Here is a 21,468-nt window from a genome sequence, read left to right on the forward strand (position 1 = left end):
GTTCTTCGACAGGCTCATAATCATAGCCTATTGCGATTAAGGTTTTTCATCAACGAATACTTTTTTAATTGCATTTAAATAGCCGTAACCAAAAACATTATCTGGCTGAAGGTAGCTCGTTTCTGTCCATTCGTTCCAACTGTTAATGGTAATAAGCGGAACTTGTTTTGGATGGGCATCTGCGTAAGCCTTAGCCATGCGCAATCCTTTTTCGAAGTTTTCTGGCGTATTGTTTCTAACTACGGCACTTTTTCCTGTCCGTGGACTATTATCCCAGCCCACGCTAATGTGTGGATAGTAGACAAAATCAAAGGTGGTATCTATTCTTGTCCATTCTTTTTTCACACCTTCAAGAATGTTTAAGTAATCATCATTTACGTTTGCGAAATGGCAAAACTGATAGTGCGTTGCGCTGGTAAAACCAAGTTTCTTGACAAATGAATTTTCTGGATTTTTGGTTTTGCTTCCATCAAAACCACTGTGGTTCATATTAATGGACCACATAGTGAGTTGCAATTCCAAACCCGGAAAACCAGCTTTCTTGGTTTCTTCCTTAAACCATTTTAACGCATCAGCGGCCTGATCAACACCACCTAATCCATCAATAAGTTGTGGCATATCGTAAATCATAAAAACAGGTTTTCCATCAATTTTATAATACTGAGGAAGTTTAAAATACTTTTCAATATTGCGCTTGCAGATTTTTTCAAATTCTGCCCGATTGATTTTGCCAGTCCAAATTACATTGTTTTCATTGTACTTATTTAGGCGAGTATCCCAAGTATTTACCACATCATGATTTGCCCACATTAGATAGAACTTCATTTGATTGGAATTATCTGCTTTCAGAAAACCATTATCTAGCGTTGTTTCCATAAATGGTCGCCCATCATACCAATACCAATCGAAAATAAAAACGTTTACGCCATGTTTTACCGCTTGATTAATTTCCATCGACATCACCGATGGATCTGCCTCATTCACTGGTCCCCACAATGGTTTTCTATACCAATAATGGCCCGGAAATCTTTGTTGCATATTTAAAACGGTTTCCCATTCGCCATTTCCATCTGGCCAAAAAGGTCGTAATCTTGGATCATCGCTCACATAAGCCGGATATAAAAACGCCGCCACATCATAAGCTCTTTTGGGTTTTACTACTTTTGTTTGTGCGAAGGAAACATTATTGAAAAATATAAAAAGCACTAAAAATAAAACCTTAAAGTGTTGGTTAGCTTTCATAATATATCTGGTTAGTTTTCTCTGTGAAGAAATCAAATGTAACTTTAAGCATCAATTGATGCATCCTGTTCTATCATGCAAAATGTTAGTTGAGCTTTCTATTTTTGAACAATCTTTACCGGACCAATTAATCCTGACGGGAGCAAGGGTGAATTTGCATTGTATTGTTGTGTGGTTGTGAAGGTAAAACGACCACTTGTTCGTGGCTGATTTTTTAAAAGCCATTCTGGCCATTGGCCGTTAACAACCCCATCGTACGGTTTTTTTTCATCACCAATAAGTCTGTTCGGCCATAAGTTTACAACTTCTATTTCGAGCTCGTTTTTGCCGGTTTTTACAAAATCTGAAATGTTCAATTGCCAAGGCGCTGTCCATAATACACCAACTTCCTTACCGTTCAATTTAACTCTAGCCATGTTTTTAACTTCACCTAAATTAAGATAAATCGCATTTTTATTTTTGCCTTTAAACTCGAAATCTTGCTTGTAAGTGGCTAATCCTGAATAATATTTAATTCCTTCCACATCACTTTTAGTCCAATCTAATAAATTATTGAAAACCACTTCTTTCGGACCGCCCCATTTTTCATCGAAGTTTATTTTCCATGGGGCATTGAGTGTTTGTAGATCTTGATTAATCTGAGCAGTTGGATTGTTATTCGATTGCCAATTATTTCCCTTGTCAAAAACGATAAACGCACTTTCATAGGCATCAAGTTCCATCGGCAAACTTGTAACTCCTTTTTCTACTTTAAATTGAGTGATTCTTTTCGTGGTTCCATTAATGGCATTCCAAAGTTCTGGTGAGCCTTTCGAACTCCTAAAATGAACGTTTGCTTTGATTGGATTTTTAGTTGTATTCGAAATGAAATAGATATCCCAATCATCAGATGTGCGATGCGTGTATCTTATTTTGGCATCGGTTGTAAAATCCTCTTGAATACCTTTCGATTTTAGAATTTTCGCCGTGATCTCATAATTTGGATAGAGTTTATCTTTCTGATTATCAATAGATTTACCACTAATAATTTGTCCTTTTCCATATTTTCGAGGTACGAGCTGATCAGCCAAAAGTCCTTTACCCCAAATTTGAGCAACTAAATTTTTTACCATTACATCACATTGTGGATAATTGGTTAAACTCGGAGAGCGGAGCGGAGGATTACCCAAAACAGTAGCACCTTGGTTAATTAAACTACCTATTTTTTCGAGCAAATCTGGAGTCATTGTTTCATAAATTGGCAGAACAAGAATTTCGTAAGAGGCACCACTCGGGAAAACTATTTTATTGTTTTTTACCGATGCTTTCATTAATTGGCCGGGCGCACAACCATCAAAATTATAGCTTTTTCGGTCGCCAATTGTATCGCCAACAATGGCAGATAATGGCGGTTCGAATACATTGGGAGAACCTTCTGGGGTCAGATAAAGAATATCGGCAACGGTACGGCCTTGTTGCAAAAGATATTGGCAACGGGTTACGTATTCGTGATAACTGTCGACCATTGGCCACCAAGTTTGACTGCGATCCCAATGTACACCATAAGGCCCCATAGTTGCGCCTGGTTTTAATGAGTCTGGCAAAAACTGATTCTGAAAAGTATGATAAACAAAACGATTTATTCCAGAGGCAAAAGCCCAATCTCCCTGATTTTTCATCGAAGTTGGGTGTTGTTTCCAACCTTCATTATCTTGAGCGGTAAAAGCTTCAGCAGGAACCAAAGAACGGCCCATAACATGCGCAATCGAAGTGGCTTCAATTACGCTGTAGGTTGAATTAAATCCAAAACCCTTACTCCAAAACTCAGCCATTGGCACATCTGCTACACTACCAAGTTCCAAATCGGAAGTTGGATTCATATCATAAGGTTCGATAGAAAGTGTTAAGTTATGTTTTTTAGCATATTCCTTAACGTGGTTGGCATGATTTTCTAAAACAAGTTCTTGCGCAGTTTGCCTTAAATCCCAAAGAAACCTTTCACTTTCCTTTAAGTTTCCAACTACATTTCCTGCATAAACAGGATAATACTTCAATGGATCGTAACCTCGTCGTTTGGTAAATTCCTTTCGGAAATTGGGCGTCCAGTTTTGAGCACCCATTTCCCAGCTATCCATGTGTAAACGCTTTAATCCGCCAGGTTGGTTTTTTTCTATCTTCCCGATTTTGCTGAATATTTTACCGAGATAAAAATCTAAATGTGCATTTAGCGCTGTGGTATCCATTTTGTTGGATTCGAATCCAATTCCCGGGAAAGGAGCGGGGCGAGTAATTGCGCCATTGTTTCGACTGCCAAATCTCATAATTTTCCAAGTTCCCGTTGGTGGAGTCCAATTCAAGGTTCCGTTGGGGAGCATTTTTCCGGTTAAATCGATAATTTGATTTTTGGCAATGGCCGATTGTGGATTTCCATTAATACCACTTGGCGGAGCCAAATTGGCTTTAACCGTTCCTGAGCTAAAAGGTGCACGTTGATAAAGAGCTTTCTCATCGATATCTTTTATTTTTTCATCAGTTTTGATCATTGGAAAGGCTAAAACGGCTACGTCTTCATAATAGTTTTGCCATTCCTTTTTAAATTCTGGCGTAAAACCACCCTCACCAAAAAACGGTGCTTTTGGAGGCGGAACTGGAAGCGTAATAATCTTCCTATCTTTTGATGAAACGATAACTTGACTAGAAACCAAATGTTGCATAGATTGGTTGCCCTTAACCCACGGGCCACCACTGCCTGTCCAGCCTGGGCCGATGCCCAAGGTAATTTCTATGCCTAATCTTCGAGCTTCTTTTTCTGCATGGGCAAAAAGTGTTGTCCATTCATCACTTAAAAAATCAACTTTTCCGCGAGGTACGCCAACATTAACCTCTAAAAAAATAAGATTACCGATGCCAGCCTTTTTCATCGATTCCAAATCTTTGGTTATGGTTTCGGCAGTCATGTTGCCATCCATAAAATACCAATAAACGCCAGGTTTATAAATATTGGCAGGCTTTTCGAAATCTGATTTAAGCTTTTTTAATTGAGCCTTTGAAATTGTATTTATGCAACAAATAAATAATAGGACAACGAATAGAAGTTTAAATTTCATTTTAAGATTTGGTTACAGTTACTCTAAAACGTGCACACGGGAATCTCAAAATACGACAAATTATTCTGTTATAAATAGATAATTTGATAATAGAAATGCATTTTATGGTCAGCAATTAGGTGTGATAGATGCCATTATCCAACCATCTGCTTTTTAACGCGACAGATAAAATCGTAGATATCAAAAGGCTTGCTAATATAATCATCTGCTTGGCACTCGCGACTTAGTGCAGAAAGATCTCCAGAAGCTGACATAATAATAACTGGAAGATGAACCGTTGCGGGGTTAGAACGAAGTTCTTTGCAAAGATCGAAGCCATTTCCATCAGGCAGCGTAACATCAAAAATCAATGCATCCGGACGAACATTAGCAATTTGTTCTCTAAAACTGGCTGCATCAGCGAAAGAGCGAACGGCGTATTTTTCGCTTTGGAGCAAAAACTCTAGCATCTCGCGGATTTCGTCATTATCTTCCACGATCATAATCTGTTTTTGCATAACCGAAATTAATTTAGAATAATTTAAGATAACAACATCTAAAAAATCACTTTGGTTTTGCGATTCTAAATAATATTGTGAGGTAATTTACTGATATATTGAGTTTTAGGGGAAAAAGTTAATTAAGGGTAAAATTAAATATGCTTTTGGTATAACATGTTTAGAGTCAAATTGGAATTGTTGGAGGCTTTAAGGATAGGGATTGGTAAAAAAAGAATTAATTTACATTTATCCGTTCGGTAATCGGCTTGCCTGTAGATTCTTCAATTCCTTCAATTTCTGCGTATTTAACATTCGGAAGCCAAAAAGAACCGCCCTCAATTCGAACAAAAAGGCGTGATACTCTGATCGTTTTATTGTTTACCGTTACTGATGCATGGTAGCTTTTATCACTATATTTTTTTAGGATAAAAGGCAGTTTTTTATGAGAAACAAATCTCAGCTCATACTGGTCTTTACCTAAATCTTTTACGTCCATTCCGTAAGCAAATTTTCGCTGAATGTAGCCCAGATCTTTTTTCTCACCTTTCTCTGCGTAACGAATCCAATAAATGTGAAGCGGATTAGCACTATTAATACTTCCGTTTTCCTTTAAGTTTAGGGCGTAAATAAGTGTGTTTGTGTTGGGATCGCGTTGGAGATAAAACAACAAATTTTCTACATTTTTTGGGGTAGGGAAATTAATTGGAGATGGATTTTTTGCTTGCGCCCACAATCCTGAATAGAACATGATAGATACTAAAGATAGAATTGCTGATCTCAAATAAAGATTTTTATAATTACTATTTAAAAATTGTACTGATTTCTTAGTCATTTTTTTGATATTAGTCTAGAGGCATATTTCCCTCATAATGATAGCCAGAATCTGCAATCTGGCATTTTTTGGTTTGAAACGTTTTATTGTTAAAAACCCAATATTTCATTAAGGGATAGTTAAATCCATACGATACGATACTTTCAATCAAAAGTCGCCCTATTCTATAATCTAGGTTAAGAGAACTGTGCAACAAATAAGTGCCTGCAGATTTTAATGTGATGCTCCCCATTACAACGCTAAAAAACCTTAAGAGTTGTTTTTTTGCAGGGATGGAATAACCATCATTACTTTTAAAAGCCCAATACCTGTTTATGCAAAAGTTAACTATTCCTCCAATGGTTCCGGATATGAGGATAGAAATGGTAAAATGGATATGAAGGATTTCGGTAAGCAAAATCATCAATCCATAATCGGTAACGCCACCAGAAAAAGCCGAAACTTGAGCTTTTAAAAATGTTTTGATCGATTTCCAGCTGATCATGAACGCTTTTCCTCCCGATCTCGAAGATCACCAGCTTTTAAAAGTTTAACAGAATCAATGCTATTGATGATGAAAAGTAAAATCGTAATCGCTATCGCCAAATAACTAATTGATCCTTCTATAAATACTTCAAGTACTAAAATAAGGCTAATAATTACGCGGAGTTCGGTAGGCCCGAGGTTGCCAGAATCTATTTTGTAATTGCCTATAATTTTGTATCGAAGCAACGAAATAATCATCGACCAGCCATAGAACACAACGAAGAGGAAGCCAAATACTTTGAAATCAATACTTGCATAAAAGTAGTATCCAAGGCCAATCAAAATAATGCTTAGCCAATCCATCATAATATCAAGCGCAAAACCATACCATTTTCTAGGTGTTTCCCTAAAGTAAGCCAATCTTCCATCAAGCGAATCGCCGAACCAATTTACCGCAAGTCCAAAAATGCCTATTAAAAGGTAAGCTCGCCCATAAAATATGGCAAGAATGAATGCAGAGAATACAATAAACGAACCAATCATTCCAATCGCCGTCATACCATTTGGTGATATAAAAGAAGGAACTTTTTGGAGTAAGAAAAGAATCAACTTTTGCTCGCCTCTCTTTAAAATATTGGTTCGTTCCCGATCAGAAAATACTTTTTTACGATTTACAATTTCCGTTTCACTAACCAAGTTCAATGCCATTATATCCTGTTAAAATGATGCCTGAAATAATTGCTGTTTCCGGTCTATAAAGTTTTAATGCGATTCTTTTCGGAAAGCTTTTAACCAACTGAACCTGTCTTTTCAGTTTCCCCGATCTAATCAGATAACTAAATAATAGGATAACCAGCATACTTATTTTACAATTCCGGCAAAGCGCTGGTAAAAAACTGTTGGACTATTTTCGTTTTTGGGTGCGTATTTTCCAGCAACAATTGGAACATAAATTACACGTCTTCTACTTTCCTCACCACGAACCGATGACTGCGCAACTCTGTGCCACAATCTTCCATCGTGCACCGTAAGATCGCCTGCATTTGGAAGAATAGATATCTCTTGATTATCGGGATTGTTATCCAGGAAATACTTTTTTCTAAAAAGCATCTGATAGATACTCTGCTTGTGCGTTCCCGGAATAATTTTAAGTCCACCGTTTTCTGGTTTTTGGGTACTCAAATGGATGCCCACATTAAGCATCGGGTTTAATTTCCCGCCATAAAAGATGTCTCGTAAACCATCAGTATGCCAACCCATCTTACTGAATTTGCTTTCGGGTCCGTTGATATAGTGATTGAAAACCATGCCATCCTTTTCTTCAGTTCCGAGTCTGGCGCCGTCTCCTGCAAGTTCTAGCAAGGCGCTAAAACGTGGATCGAGCAAAAGCCCACTTAAAGTTTGGTGATGTTGGTTGATAAAGGCAAAACGCTGTACAATTGGAGAACCATCAAGATCTTTGCCGTATTTAATCGGTACACCATTTATTTTTTTAATGTCTTGATTAACCCATTTTTCTTGAACTTCTTTCGAGGCCTCGATAATAGATGATACGGTTTCTGATTTAATGAAGTTTTTAAAATGTATAAATCCGTGTTGATGAAAAAAATCAAGCTGTTCTTGAGTAAGTTTATCAGATAGGGTAAAGGTAGGATACGATGCAGCCATTGGTAAAGGTTTAAATATTTTAAAAAAGAAGAATTGGAGGGAAGAATTATGCGCAACAACAGCACATTCGCATTCGCGAGTGGTTCTGTACTAGAGTAAAATAAAACCTAACTGTTTTACTTGACATTATCTATAGATTTAGTAGTGTTTAACACAAACATAACAATTCTTTAACATCTCAAAGAATATTTAGTTTACTTTTTTTAAAAATAAATTTTAGGTTTTATAAATTCCAGCGGCCATTTTTTCGATTAAAGCCTTTGGAAGAAATCTAACCCCAATTACACTAATCAAATTGGTTAGGCCTGGAATAATTTCTGATTTCTTTTTAAGCAATCCTTTAATAGCAATTTCTGCTACCTCATCTGGTTGCATGTTAAACTTTTGCGCCATTTTACTAAACGGATCTAAACCTGCACGCTCGGCAAAACCGGTATCTACAGGGCCGGGGCATAAACAGGAAACTGAAATGGAGGTATCTTTTAATTCAAATCTGAGGGCTCTTGTAAGAGATAAAATATAGGCTTTTGTTGCCGAATATATGGCCAATGTAGGTACAGCCTGATACGCTGCAGTGCTAGAAACGTTGAGGATATAGGCTTGCTCTGCCTTTAATAAATTTGGAAGCAATAGGTGGCAAAATTCCGTTACGACATCCATATTTAGTCGGCACATATTCATTTGTTCACTTAATTTTTGGTCTGCAAAATTGCCCCAAATACCATAGCCAGCATTATTTATTAGGGCATTGAGTTGGTATCCTTTGGTCGAAATCCAATCGGCAACTTCTGTTGGAGCATCAGTTTCGCCTAGATCAATGGCAAGCATCTCAACACGAACACCATATTTGTTTATGATTTCGGTACGCAAAAGGCTGAGTTCATTTTCAGAACGAGCAACAATAAGCAAGTTGAATGCTCTTTTTGCCAGAGCAATTGCAATAGCTTTTCCGATGCCTTTACTTGCTCCTGTAATCAACGCATACTTTTTTTCTGAATCTGCCATTTTTGCTCTTGATGATTTTTTTGTAAATATCATATATTCTTGAGTTTCATCTCACCTTTATAAATGTTTTTATCACTAAAAAGTTTTTTGCCCTCCATTATAACTGAGATTGAAGTTGGGCTTATATTTATTGGGGGTGCAATAATTTAGCAGTCGGTTTAAGAACAGGATAAACTTAGCTGATTGTTATAACTAATTGTATTTCAGTTTATTAATTCTGATTTATAAGCATTTGTCTCTACAAAAATCAACAATTGTTATAGTTTTAGATGCAATTTTTATATTATTTAGTAAGCTAAATCTCTAAAATTGTTCTGTGAGAACTTCTCTAAAAATTCTCCGCGAACTAACCAAGTATTAACCAAAACCAAGTCTCATGAGCAGGAGCAAATCTTGTATGCCAATGAAATATCTTCCACAAGATTTTTCATCAATTCCATTAACTAACCAAAATCAAATGTAAACCAATTATGAAAAAAGAAATTTTACTTAATGTATTTAATATCCATCGGGTAAGTAATTTTAAAAAGATACTTGTTTTGCCACTCGTTTTCGTGGCGCTGGTATCTCCAAATTATGCAAGGGCAATTAACAAAACCAATTTAGAAATCAAGAAAAGTAAGGCTGATGTTGTAATCACCGGAACGGTAACGGCATCAACAGGCGAAACTTTACCGGGTGTTTCTGTAAGTTTAAAAGGAGGAGGAAAAACCGTAGTTACCGATGTTAACGGAAAATTTAGCATCAGTGTGCCCGAAAATTCTATTCTGGTATTTAATTACATCGGCTATACCGCAAAAGAAGTTACGGTTTCTGCAACATCAACAGTAAATGTGGTTCTAGAATCTGCAAATACTACTTTAGATGATGTTGTCGTAATTGGCTATCAAACGGTAAGAAGAAAAGATTTAACGGGAGCCACAGGTTCTGTAAATATTGGCAACACCGAAAAATTAGTTTCGAGATCGTTACCAGAAGCTTTACAAGGGCAAACTCCCGGTGTTGCAGTAAGAAACGGTGGTGCACCAGGGCAAGAAGCGGTTGTAAACATCCGTGGATTGGCAACCTTTGGTAACGCAAGTCCGCTTTATGTAATCGATGGAATGATTGCAGATCCAAACACAACTGTGAGTCCGAACGATGTAGAAGATGTTCAGATTTTGAAAGATGCATCTGCAGCTGCCATTTATGGTTCTAGAGCTGGTAATGGTGTAATTTTAATTACCACAAAAAAGGGTAAGGAAGGACCTGCAAAAATATCTGTTACCTCTAGATATAGCGTTTCGGAGGTTCATAATCTTTACGAAATGATGGATGCAAACGAATATGCGGCCACAAATACAAGAGCTTATCAGAACTCTAATGTAGCTATTCAGCCAGGTGTTGCAGCTTATAATGGCCGGATAAATACAGATTGGATTGATGAAACACTGAGAACAGGTTCTGTTCAAGATTACAATGCCAGCATCTCTGGTGGTGGTAATGGATCAAAATATCTTATTTCTGGTGGTTATTTTAAGGATAAAGGCGTATTAATTGCTCGAGAATTTGAGCGTGCATCTTTTAGGGTAAATACAGAAACGACAAAAGGAAGATTTAAATTCGGAGAAAATCTTTCGATTTCTTCATCTACCGCAAAAGCGCCATTTCAGGGCGGTGCATTTGCCGGTAATCCTTGGTATGATATGTTTACCAGTATCCCATTAATTCCCGTTCAAGATAATTCCTTAATCAGCACAAACAACCCTGGTGGATGGGGATATGGCTCTAATGCCAGTATCAATACTTTTTCTCGTAACCAAACAGCCATTGCGAACATCACTTCTGTAAAATCAAACTTTGCAAAAATTTTGGGTAATGCGTATGTCGATTTCAAAATTATTGAAGGTTTAAACTATAAATTTAATGCAGGTGTAGAAACCAGTTTTGATAAAAGTAAAGCCATCAGAAAGGACGGTTCTTGGTATCAAAATCAATCTCCAGATTTTAGTCAGTTAAGCGATAACCGCAATCAGTTTTTAAGTTACCTGTTAGAACATACTTTAAACTATAACTATAACATTGGCAAACACCGCATTAATGGCGTTGTGGGTTATACAGAACAAACTACGCAAACAGATAATACTTTGGGTAGTGGCATTAAGCTGGCTCAGTTTGGTGGCGATTATTTTACAACTTTAACCTCAACATCAGGTGATGGAAGAAACTCATCAGGACAATTATACAAAAGCTTATTAAATTCATATTTAGGCAGATTGAACTACACTTATGATGATAAGTATTTAGTTACATTTACTTTCCGTGCCGATAAAGATTCTCGCTTTTCTCCACAGTTTAGAACTGGATATTTCCCATCCGGTGCATTGGGCTGGAGAATTTCAAAAGAAGATTTCTTTAAGGTAGATTGGATTTCCGATTTAAAACTTCGTGGATCTTATGGCGCATTAGGTGTTAATACTTTAAGTCCATACCAATACATTGGATTTTTAAATCAGGCGCCCGATGCCATATTTGGAACAGGACAAACCTCAAATCCTGGTGCAATACAGGCAAAACTTGCTTCGGGCGATTTAAGATGGGAAAAGAAAAAAACAACCAACTTAGGTTTTGATGCCTCATTATTAAAAGATCAGTTTACTGTTAATTTCGACGTCTTTAAATCGGTTTCTGAAGATGTTTTACTGAGTCAGCCTTTACCTGGTTACTTAGGTAATTTACAGGGCGATCCAATTGTAAACATCGGCTCTATTCAAAATAAAGGTGTTGAGCTAAGTTTGGGATATCGCCCAAAATTGAGCGGTGCTTTTAAATGGGATATTGCCGGCAACATCAGTGTAGTTAGAAATAAGGTTTTGGAACTGGGTAATTTAGGGATCGATTTAGATACCGGCCTACCGAAAAATTACATCCAATCTGGCAATACCAGAACACAGGTTGGCCGCTCAATTGGCGAATACTACGTTTTAAAAACAGATGGTATTTTCCAAAGTCAGGCAGAAATAAATGCACATAAAGCGCAAAGTGCTTACGCAAAACCAGGCGATATCCGTTATGTAAATACTGTAGATGGTGGTACAAATGATGATATTAATGATAAGGATCGTGTTTTTGCAGGTTCTCCTTTTCCAAAATTTACCACAGGCTTACAGTTCAATTCGAGTTACAAAAACTTCAGTTTATCTCTACAATTATATGGTGCCTTCGGACAGAAATTGTATAACGATGTACTCAGAGAACTAGATAGTTATGGAAATTCTAACTATAGAAAAGCAATTAATCCATGGACCCCAACAAACACCGATACAACTTTCCCAAGATTAGGTTATCAGTTTGCTGCTAATGATCGGGGCATTAATGAAAACGCTAGAGGAAACACTGATCGTTGGATTGAAGATGGATCATTCTTGAGATTGCGTAATGTAGAATTGGGTTACAGTTTACCTTCGAAATTAATTTCAAAAGCGAATATCAGTAATGCTCGTTTGTATGTGAGTGCACAAAACCTATTTACCATTACAAAATATAGTGGTCTTGATCCGGATGTGGTTGGTGCAAATCCAAATTTAGAGCCTGGTGTCGATAACGGAAATTATCCATCTTCAAGAATAATATCATTTGGTTTAAGTGTAGGATTCTAATTATCAATAAAGAAATCATGAAAAAATATATAATCATATTAGCTGCATCTTTTATCGCCCTATCGGGATGTAAAAGAGATTTTGATGCTGTTAATCCCAATGCACCTACAATTGCAAGTTTTTGGAAAACGAGCGACGATGCAACAAAGGGGATTAATGCGGTTTACAGTACGTTTTATCGTACTGCAGGTTTATATTCCCGTTGGATTTTTTACCACGGAATTTTAAAATCGGATGAAGGTTTCGGTTCTGGTGGAGATGGGGGTTTAAATAACTTAATGCGTTTTAACCAAACCAATTATAATGATGGTTTAACGGCACAAACTTGGTCTACTTTATACGTTGGTATTTTTAGGGCAAACCAGGTAATTGCCAATGTACCTGCCATTAACATGGATGAAACTTCTAAAAGGAGAATTATTGCAGAAGCAAAGTTTTTAAGAGCATTGTTTTATTATAACCTTACGCTTTATTTCGGCAGACCGCCACTAATGTTAGAACCATCGCAACCAAAAGATGTACCAGCTAATGCAACTTCAGCACAGGCATACGCTCAAGTTGCGAAAGATTTAACTGAAGCCATAGCCGATTTGCCAACAAGTTACGCCGCAAGCGATCTTGGCAGAGCAACTAAAGGCGCTGCCTATGCATTGTTAGGAAAAACTTATTTACAACAAAAGTTATATCAGCCTGCATTAGATGCATTTGCTTATTTGGTAACAGGACCTGGAAGTTCTACTTATAACTTAACTGCAGATTATCGTGATAATTTTATAATTAGTAAAGAGAACAACATCGAATCTGTTTTTGAAATTCAGTTTAGCGAAAATCAATCTGAAAGTACAGATGATGATGTAGATGAATCGAGAATAAATAATACTGGATCATCAATTGCTCAGTTTTTTGCGCCTCCGGGAATTGGTTATTCTGATGGTGCAGCCCGTAGATGGGTGGTGAACGAATTTCTCCAAGAAACAACTGTAGGTGGTGCTCAAGATCCACGTTTGGCCGCATCGTTTATTTTTAACAACGCAAATCCGGCAGGACCAACAGCAACTTTGGTTTACGGACAAACATTTGCAAGCCGTTATGGCAATGGCCCAGATGCAAATGGCGTATGGTTCCGTAAATTATTAAATGATCATTGGAAAAATCAGGAAGGATTCCGTTCTCCAAATAATTACCGCTTAATTCGTTATGCTGATGTTCTTTTGATGTATGCAGAATGTCTTAACGGTTTAAACAGAACCGCAGAAGCTTATCCTTTTGTGGATAGAGTGAGACAGCGTGCTGGGCTTGCAACTTTAACCGCAACAAAACCAGGTTTATCTCAGGCTCAGTTTTTAACTCAATTAAAACACGAACGCCTTACCGAACTTGCAGGCGAAGGCTGGCGCTGGGCAGATCTTGCCCGTTGGGGAGATTTAGGCCCGGCTTTAGCAACCAGAGATGCTGATTTTTCAGGTTTTATAGTTGGGAAACATGAACTTTATCCAATTCCGCAAAGCGATATAGATTTAAATCCAAATTTAACGCAAAATCCAAAATACTAATTTTAAAGGCTAGTGGCCGTTTAGCCACTAGCCTTATCCACTAATCAGATACCGATATGATTAACAATTTTAAATATTTAAAGCGCAGATCCTTAAACTTGATTTTTGGAAGTTTGGTTATTTCTGCATTTCTATCTTGTGGAAAATCTGGTAGCCCAGCTCCAATCGAGCCAGTTATACCACCCCCTACTGCATCTACATTTGCAAATCCATTAATGAATGGTGCCGATCCTGCCGTTTTTCAAAAGGATGGAGTGTATTATTACTTGCAAACAAATGGCAGTTCAATCGTTTTGTATGCAACCACAGCAATGACTAAACTTGCAGCTGCGGTTCCAAAAACAGTGTACACGCCAACAGCTGGTGCACAAAATGCAAGAAATGTTTGGGCACCCGAAATATTTTATTTTGATGGCAAATGGTATATCTATTACACAGCCGGTAATGGAGCAGATATTAGTCAGAGAACTTGGGTTTTGGAAAATAGTAGTGCCGATCCAACAACTGGAAGTTGGGTAGATAAAGGCCGTATTTTTAGCACAAGTGCAGATTTTTGGGCAATTGACGGTACCGTTTTCGAATTTAATGGAAGTAGATATTTCCTTTGGTGTGGAAGACCAGATTTAACAAATGTTAATCTAACGCAGAATATCTACATTTCAAAAATGACAAATCCATACACCTTAGAAGGTACAGCAACCAAACTAACCGAACCAGAATTTAACTGGGAGAAAAATGGTTTTGGCGTTAATGAAGGTCCAGAAGTGTTGGTTACTTCAGATAATAAGCCCTTCTTAATTTATTCGGCAAGTTATTGCGGTACCGATGATTACGCATTGGGAATGTTGAGTCTTAAGGCAGGTGGAAATCCTCTTGTTAAAACCGATTGGATAAAATCCGCACAACCAGTATTTTCTAAACAGCCTCAAAATAATGCTTTTGGCCCTGGTCATAATTCATTTTTTAAATCTCCGGATGGAAAAGAAAACTGGATAATTTATCATGCCAACTCTGCAACCAACCAAGGCTGTGCCGATAAGAGAAATATCAGGATGCAAAAATTTACTTTCAAGGCAGATGGAAGTCCCGATTTTGGGGAACCTGTAGCTACTGGATTACAGATAAACAAACCTTCCGGAGAACAATAAAATGAGCAACAATAAAATCTTCCTAAAATTTATTTTGATGTGCCTGGCTATGTTTGGTACAACAATCTCTTTTGCTCAAACCTTTACAAATCCCTTATTGCCATCTGGAGCTGATCCATGGAGCATTTACAAAGATGGATATTATTATTATACCCAATCCATGCAGAGTAAGCTGGTAATTTGGAAAACAAAAAACTTGGCAGATTTAAAAACGGCCGAGAAAAAGACCATTTTCCTTCCTCCAGCTGGTAAAGCGTATTCGAAAGAATTATGGGCACCAGAAATCCATTTTATAAACGGCAAATGGTATGTTTATTTTGCTGCGGATGATGGCGATAATAACACCCATAGAATGTATGTATTGGAAAATTCAAATAAAGATCCTTTAAAAGGCAGTTGGGTTTTTAAGGGAAAAGTTGGAGATGTTACCAATAAATGGGCTATTGATGGATCTGTATTTATCTATCAGAAACAGCTTTACATGATCTGGGCAGGATGGGAAGGTGATGTGAATCAAAAGCAGGAAATCTACATCGCAAAAATGAAAAATCCATGGACAATTGATGGCGAAAGACATAAAATATCTTCACCACAGTTCGATTGGGAAAAACATGGAGATTTAAACGATCCAAAAAACCCTCCACATGTGGATGTAAACGAAGGTCCACAGATTTTGATTAACAAAGGGAAAGTCTTTCTAATTTATTCAGCCAGTGGATGTTGGACAGATTTTTATGCATTGGGCATGTTAACCTTGAAAGGTAAAAATCTTTTAAATGCTTCTTCTTGGGTAAAAAGTAAACAGCCAGTGTTTAAGCAATCGCCAGAAAATGGAGTTTATGCACCGGGACACAATTCTTTCTTTAAATCTCCAGATGGAAAGGAAGATTGGATTCTTTATCACGCAAACTCTGGCCCGGGGCAAGGTTGTGGCGGACAGCGTTCTCCGAGAGCACAGAAATTTACATGGAATGCAGATGGATCTCCAAACTTTGGTAAACCATTAAAAACAGATCAGAAATTAAAAATTCCGTCAGAAAAAAAATAAATTAGCAAAGCCGATTATTCTATAATTTAAAAAGATATTAAATGAAAAAGTATTTTAATTACCTGTTCCTTTTCCTTGCGGTTTTTACCATAGAAGCCAGTGCACAAGATAAAACGGAAATTGTTGGAAAAGTATGGTCAATAGAAAAAACCAATGCTTGGTACAAACAATATAAATGGATAAATGGAGCAGATTTTTTGCCCAGTACCGCTATTAATCAATTGGAAATGTGGCAAGCAGATAGTTTTGATCCAACCACCATTGATAAGGAACTTGGGTGGGCCGAAGGGATTGGTTTTAATACCATGAGGGTTTATTTGCATAGTTTGGCATGGAAGCAAGATCAGGCGGGCTTTAAGAAAAGAATGGATCAATATTTAACCATTGCCGATAAACACCACATTAAGACCATTTTTGTATTCTTTGATGATTGCTGGAATAAACAAGCTAAAATTGGCAAGCAACCAGAACCAAAATTAGGCATTCACAATTCTGGATGGGTTCAAGATCCTGGAGATCCAGATTTTAAAGAAGAGGCTAACTTTCCTGCGCTTGAAAAATATGTTAAAGATGTTTTAACGCGATTTAAAGCAGACAAACGAATTCTTTTGTGGGATTTGTATAATGAACCTGGCAACTCGGGTAAATTAACAGCTTCGTTGCCACTATTAAAAAATGTTTTTACTTGGGCTAGAGCAGTAAATCCAGAACAGCCAATTAGTGCAGGACTTTGGGCGTGGAATTTTAAAGAACTGAATGCTTTTCAGGCACTAAATTCTGATGTAATTACCTATCACGATTATGAAGAACCACAATGGCATCAAAGGGTAATTGATATGTTAAGATCGCATGGAAGACCTATGATCTGTACAGAATATATGGCCAGAACTCGAGGTAGCCGTTTTGAAAACGTAATGCCCATGTTGAAGAAAGAAAATATTGGCGCCATTAATTGGGGACTTGTAGATGGAAAATCGAACACAAAATACGCTTGGGATACGCCTTTGAAAAATGGAGAGGAACCAAAAGAATGGTTTCATGATGTTTTCCACAAAGATGGTACACCTTATAAAACGGACGAAGTAGAACTGATTAAAAAACTTAATGATAAAAAATAAGCCATTCAGCAACCGAAAGATCAGTATCTTGGCTTAAAGTATTTCTAACCATTTAATATGATTAAAAAATTAAGCAGGGCAATAGCCCTGTTACTTTTTTTTAGCCTGTTTTTATTACAGGCAACTGTTGCCCAAAAAATATTCTTTAGGCATTACACGGTTACTGATGGTTTGTGTGCCAATACCATTTGGGATATTGAACAGGATGAGCAGGGTTATATGTGGTTTGGAACCAAATATGGGCTCAGCAGATTCGATGGCTATAATTTTAAATCCTTTCAATATCAAAAGGGCGTTCCAGAAAGTCTAGGTAATAATTTCATCCGAAAAATATTTAAATACAATGCAAAAACATTTTGGATCGGTACGGACGAGGGGATTTATATTTTCAATTTAGAAACTGAAAAGTTTAGTTTATTTGCTCCGCTTGGGCATTTTTTTATTAACGATATTCTTCGTTCAAAAAACGGCGATATCTGGATTGCCACGAAAGAAAAAGGAGTTTATCAGTTTCAGAATAAAACTAAAAAACTCGTCAATTTCTCTACTTCATCACCATCTAAAATATCATCGAATGAAGTTTCTAAGTTATTGCAAGATGATGCGGGCAATATCTGGATTGGAACTTATGGGCAAGGTATTGATGTTCTAAATCCAACCAACCATCAACTTAGGCATTATAGCGCATCTTCGGCTAACGGAAAATTATCAAGCAATGTAATCTTGGATTTATATAAAGATGGGCAGGGCGATATTTGGATTGGCACCATGGCTGGCGGTTTAAACGTTTGGCGAAAAAACGATGATACTTTCAAGGTTTATCAAAAGTCGGCAGGCAATTCCATCAGTGATAATATTGTTAGGGCAATTTACGAGCCTAAACCCGGCTTTCTTTATCTAGGAACTGAAAAGGGACTGAATATTTTCGATTTGAAAAATCAGCGCTTTACTGTTTATCAGAATAAAAATAATGATCCGTTCAGCATAAATGATGATGCCGTTTATAATGTTTTTAAAGATAAAGAAGGTGGCATTTGGGCCGGGACTTACTTTGGTGGTTTAAATTATTACCATGAAAGTAGCTTAGGCTTCGAATTTTACTACCCATCAGGTGTAAAGAATTCGCTCTCAGGTAATGCCGTTAGCGCTTTTTTAGAAACAAAACCCGGAAATATTTGGGTGGGGACGGAAGATGGAGGATTAAATTATTTTAACGCGGTTGACAAAACCTTTAAAAAATTTCCTTTTTCAGCCAATCAAGATAGTCTGTCTTATCACAACATTCATGCATTATTTAAAGATAAGGCTGGCAATATTTGGATTGGCATGTACACTGGTGGGTTAAACATTCTAAACCCAATTACTGGCAAAATTAAGCGCTATAAAAGCGATCCATCCAACCCCAATACGCTGAGTGATAACAGTGTGTATTCTATTGATGAAGATCGAGAAGGCCGAATCTGGATCTCTACCATATCTGGATTAAACCTCTACGATCCCCAGAAAGATTGTTTTATTAGAATCAAGGGCAAAAAATTAGAGAAAAGCTGTATCTATCAAGTTTATCAAGATAAGGATCATGTTATTTGGATAGCTACTTACGATAATGGTTTGATTAGAATGGATCAAGAGAAACAGCTTACACAATACGCCTATTCCAAAAATGCAGGTTCCATTAGCTCTAATAAAATTATCTGTATGCTTGATGATGATGCCGGAAATTTATGGCTCGGAACCGACGGCGGAGGCTTAAATGTGCTGAATAAAAAAACTGGAAAATTTAAGGTTTACGAAGAAGGAAACTGGGTAAAAAGTGCTGTAGTTTATGGCATAGTAAAAGATGATTCTGGAAAAATGTGGTTTTCTACCAATAACGGAGTTTTTGAATTCGATCCAAAATCTAAAACGAAGAGGAGTTTTGGTAAATGGGATAATCTGCAAAGTCAGCAATATAATTACAAAGCTTACTATAAGGATTTATCAGGCAAGTTATATTTTGGAGGGATAAATGGATTTAATGCTTTTTACCCTAATCAGGTTAAAAGTATGGTGACTACTCCACGAATTTCGTTTACCAACTTCCAATTATTTAATAAGGATTTAGATTTAAATGCTGAAAATAGTCCGTTAAAAAAATCGATCAATTATACGGATGAGATTGTTTTAAATCACGATCAATCGGTTTTAAGTATCGAATACGCTTCGCTAAGTTTTATTGCGCCCAACAAAATCCAATATGCTTTTAAGATGGAGGGATTTGATAAAAACTGGAATAATGTTGGGAGCCAGAGAAAGGCAACATACACCAATCTTCCGGCAGGAGACTACGTTTTTAAAGTGAAGGAAACTGATGAGCTGTTGCACGATAATGGAAAAGTTTCGACCATTAAAGTCCGCATTCTTCCACCATTTTACAAAACCAACATCGCCTATTTCTTTTATTTGATTGTGTTCATAATCACCGCATTTTTATTGCGAAAATACATTTATGATAAAGAACGGAAGCGAAACGAGATCAAACTAGAAAGGTTGAAGAACAAAAGTGAGCAGGATTTTTATAAACAGAAGATTGAGTTTTTTACGGCAATGGCTCATGAAATAAGGACGCCACTTTCTTTAATTATTGCACCCTTAGAAAGATTACTTTCTAAAAAACAAACAGATCCCGAGAGTTTAGACCAGTTGCAGGTTATGGAAGAAAACTCGGATCGCCTTCTTACACTCGTTAATCAACTCTTGGATTTTAGGCGGATAGAAAGTGATATTTTCGATATCCATACCGAACCGTTAGAACTGATTTATTTGGTGAATAGCATTAGAGATCGATTCTCGCCAATCGCGATCAAAAATGGTCTTGAGTTTTCTGTAAGCAGTCATTTTCAGCATCTTAATATCGAAGCAGATCCAGAAGCACTGATGAAAATATTGAGCAATTTATTAATTAATGCATTCAAATTTGCTAGAAAGAAGCTCGAAATCAGAATTAATGATTTTTACATAACAGAGAATGGCGAGCAGATGATTTCCATCAGTGTGGAAGATGATGGAATTGGAATTCCGAAGGAACAGATAGATTCTATCTTCAAGAAATTTTTTAAAGTTTCTACACCAGAGCATCAGTACACCAATTTGGGCGGTACAGGAATAGGTTTGGCTTTGGCAAAATCACTGACAGAAAAACACGGCGGAGAGTTAAGGGTAGAAAGTAAAGAAGGGGTTAAAACAACTTTTACAATGCTGATTCCATTTAATCAGAATGAGGAGAATCTTGTTGATGTACAAGAAATTGTAGATGAAACGGAAGGTTTGCAATCTGTTCTTTTGGTAGAAGATGATCCCTCCCTGCTTGATTTTCTTGTTAAAAGTTTCACTGCTGAAGGTTACCAAATTGTAAAAGCAAAAAATGGGGTAGAAGCCCTTAAACAGTTGGAAAAACATCATGTAGATATTGTAATATCTGATGTAATGATGCCGATAATGGATGGTGTTGAGCTTTGCAAAACCATTAAAAACGATATTAATTTTAGTCATTTGCCTGTTATCTTGCTTACCGCAAAAACCAATACCGAAGCAGAAATAGAAGGATTGGAAAGTGGTGCCGATGCCTATATTCCCAAACCATTTAAATGGAAACAGCTTTCCCTAATTATTAAAAATTTATTGGAATTACAGCTTAAGCTTAAACAACGTTTTGCTCAAAGCCCTTTTGAAAGTACTGATATTTTGATTAGTGGAAATCGGGATAGGAAGTTACTGGAAAAAATTACCAGTATTATCGAAGAAAGAATTTCAGATCCTCAGCTCTCCATTGAAGATTTAGGTAGGGAAGTTGGGTTGAGCAGATCGAGTTTGTACAAAAAAATTAAAGCAAAAACAGGTCATGTTCCCAATGAATTTGTGCGCTTAATTAGATTAAAAACGGCAGCAAAACTTTTGGCGCAACAAGAATATACCATTTCGGAAATTGGTTATATGGTAGGCTTCAATTCGCATTCTTATTTCAGTAAATGCTTTTACACGCAGTTTCTACTAACCCCGACCGAATTTGCAGATAAATACAAAAAAACCAGTAATGCAGAATAGGTGTGGTTTTTAAAATACGAGTTGAGCAGATTAATGTTTTTTCATTTTATTTTGAAAATGGCTAAGAACTCAATATGATTCAATGAGGATTTTCAAAAATTTT

General features: G+C 36.9%; 15 protein-coding genes. 6 read left to right on the top strand and 9 right to left on the bottom strand.

The genetic code is table 11. The features are described 5' to 3' along the window. Positions 1 to 36: 36 nt before the first annotated feature. The 9 genes from H7U22_RS12785 to H7U22_RS12825 form a co-directional block, all read right to left on the bottom strand. Positions 37 to 1,242, bottom strand: coding sequence for a glycosyltransferase WbsX family protein (locus tag H7U22_RS12785; protein ID WP_187071744.1), 1,206 nt, complete (start codon positions 1,240 to 1,242; stop codon positions 37 to 39). A 98-nt stretch (positions 1,243 to 1,340) separates the two neighbouring features. Beyond that, complete coding sequence (locus H7U22_RS12790; protein WP_187071745.1) at positions 1,341 to 4,328, bottom strand: glycosyl hydrolase; 2,988 nt, start codon at positions 4,326 to 4,328, stop codon at positions 1,341 to 1,343. 134 nt (positions 4,329 to 4,462) lie between these two features. Continuing rightward, positions 4,463 to 4,810: a response regulator gene (locus H7U22_RS12795; protein WP_187071746.1), complete on the bottom strand. Its 348-nt coding sequence runs from the start codon at positions 4,808 to 4,810 to the stop codon at positions 4,463 to 4,465. 232 nt (positions 4,811 to 5,042) lie between these two features. Further along, complete coding sequence (locus H7U22_RS12800; RefSeq protein WP_187071747.1) at positions 5,043 to 5,639, bottom strand: DUF4833 domain-containing protein; 597 nt, start codon at positions 5,637 to 5,639, stop codon at positions 5,043 to 5,045. Positions 5,640 to 5,649: 10 nt separating this feature from the next. Further along, the gene (locus H7U22_RS12805; protein ID WP_187071748.1) at positions 5,650 to 6,123 is read right to left on the bottom strand and encodes a GtrA family protein; all 474 of its coding nucleotides are present in this window, start codon (positions 6,121 to 6,123) and stop codon (positions 5,650 to 5,652) included. Continuing rightward, complete coding sequence (locus H7U22_RS12810; RefSeq protein WP_187071749.1) at positions 6,120 to 6,812, bottom strand: CDP-alcohol phosphatidyltransferase family protein; 693 nt, start codon at positions 6,810 to 6,812, stop codon at positions 6,120 to 6,122. Before H7U22_RS12810 ends, H7U22_RS12805 begins: the two co-directional genes overlap by 4 nt. Continuing rightward, entirely contained in the window at positions 6,793 to 6,963 is a 171-nt protein-coding gene (locus H7U22_RS12815) for a hypothetical protein (protein WP_187071750.1), read from the bottom strand. The genes H7U22_RS12810 and H7U22_RS12815 overlap by 20 nt, the downstream gene beginning before the upstream one ends. A gap of 2 nt (positions 6,964 to 6,965) precedes the next feature. Then, on the bottom strand, positions 6,966 to 7,772 hold the full coding sequence (locus H7U22_RS12820; RefSeq protein WP_187071751.1) for a phytanoyl-CoA dioxygenase family protein: 807 nt from the start codon (positions 7,770 to 7,772) through the stop codon (positions 6,966 to 6,968). 216 nt (positions 7,773 to 7,988) lie between these two features. After that, positions 7,989 to 8,810: an SDR family NAD(P)-dependent oxidoreductase gene (locus tag H7U22_RS12825; protein WP_248284744.1), complete on the bottom strand. Its 822-nt coding sequence runs from the start codon at positions 8,808 to 8,810 to the stop codon at positions 7,989 to 7,991. 437 nt (positions 8,811 to 9,247) lie between these two features. On the opposite strand from H7U22_RS12825, the gene H7U22_RS12830 reads away from it, so the two are divergent. The 6 genes from H7U22_RS12830 to H7U22_RS12855 are packed head-to-tail and all read left to right on the top strand — an operon-like array spanning position 9,248 to position 21,365. Further along, a complete protein-coding gene (locus H7U22_RS12830) occupies positions 9,248 to 12,415 on the top strand; it encodes a SusC/RagA family TonB-linked outer membrane protein (protein ID WP_187071753.1) in 3,168 nt (1,055 codons plus the stop codon). 17 nt (positions 12,416 to 12,432) lie between these two features. Next, positions 12,433 to 13,968 carry a RagB/SusD family nutrient uptake outer membrane protein gene (locus H7U22_RS12835; RefSeq protein ID WP_187071754.1) on the top strand — a complete coding sequence of 512 codons (1,536 nt, stop codon included), beginning with the start codon at positions 12,433 to 12,435 and terminating at the stop codon, positions 13,966 to 13,968. Between the two features lie 56 nt (positions 13,969 to 14,024). Next, complete coding sequence (locus tag H7U22_RS12840; protein ID WP_187071755.1) at positions 14,025 to 15,116, top strand: glycoside hydrolase family 43 protein; 1,092 nt, start codon at positions 14,025 to 14,027, stop codon at positions 15,114 to 15,116. Between the two features lies 1 nt (position 15,117). After that, complete coding sequence (locus H7U22_RS12845) at positions 15,118 to 16,164, top strand: glycoside hydrolase family 43 protein (RefSeq protein ID WP_187071756.1); 1,047 nt, start codon at positions 15,118 to 15,120, stop codon at positions 16,162 to 16,164. Positions 16,165 to 16,205: 41 nt separating this feature from the next. Then, on the top strand, positions 16,206 to 17,282 hold the full coding sequence (locus H7U22_RS12850) for a glycoside hydrolase family 2 TIM barrel-domain containing protein (protein WP_187071757.1): 1,077 nt from the start codon (positions 16,206 to 16,208) through the stop codon (positions 17,280 to 17,282). A gap of 57 nt (positions 17,283 to 17,339) precedes the next feature. After that, positions 17,340 to 21,365 carry a hybrid sensor histidine kinase/response regulator gene (locus tag H7U22_RS12855; RefSeq protein WP_187071758.1) on the top strand — a complete coding sequence of 1,342 codons (4,026 nt, stop codon included), beginning with the start codon at positions 17,340 to 17,342 and terminating at the stop codon, positions 21,363 to 21,365. Positions 21,366 to 21,468: the final 103 nt, after the last annotated feature.

This window comes from Pedobacter fastidiosus, assembly GCF_014306625.1.
GTDB lineage: Bacteria > Bacteroidota > Bacteroidia > Sphingobacteriales > Sphingobacteriaceae > Pedobacter > Pedobacter fastidiosus.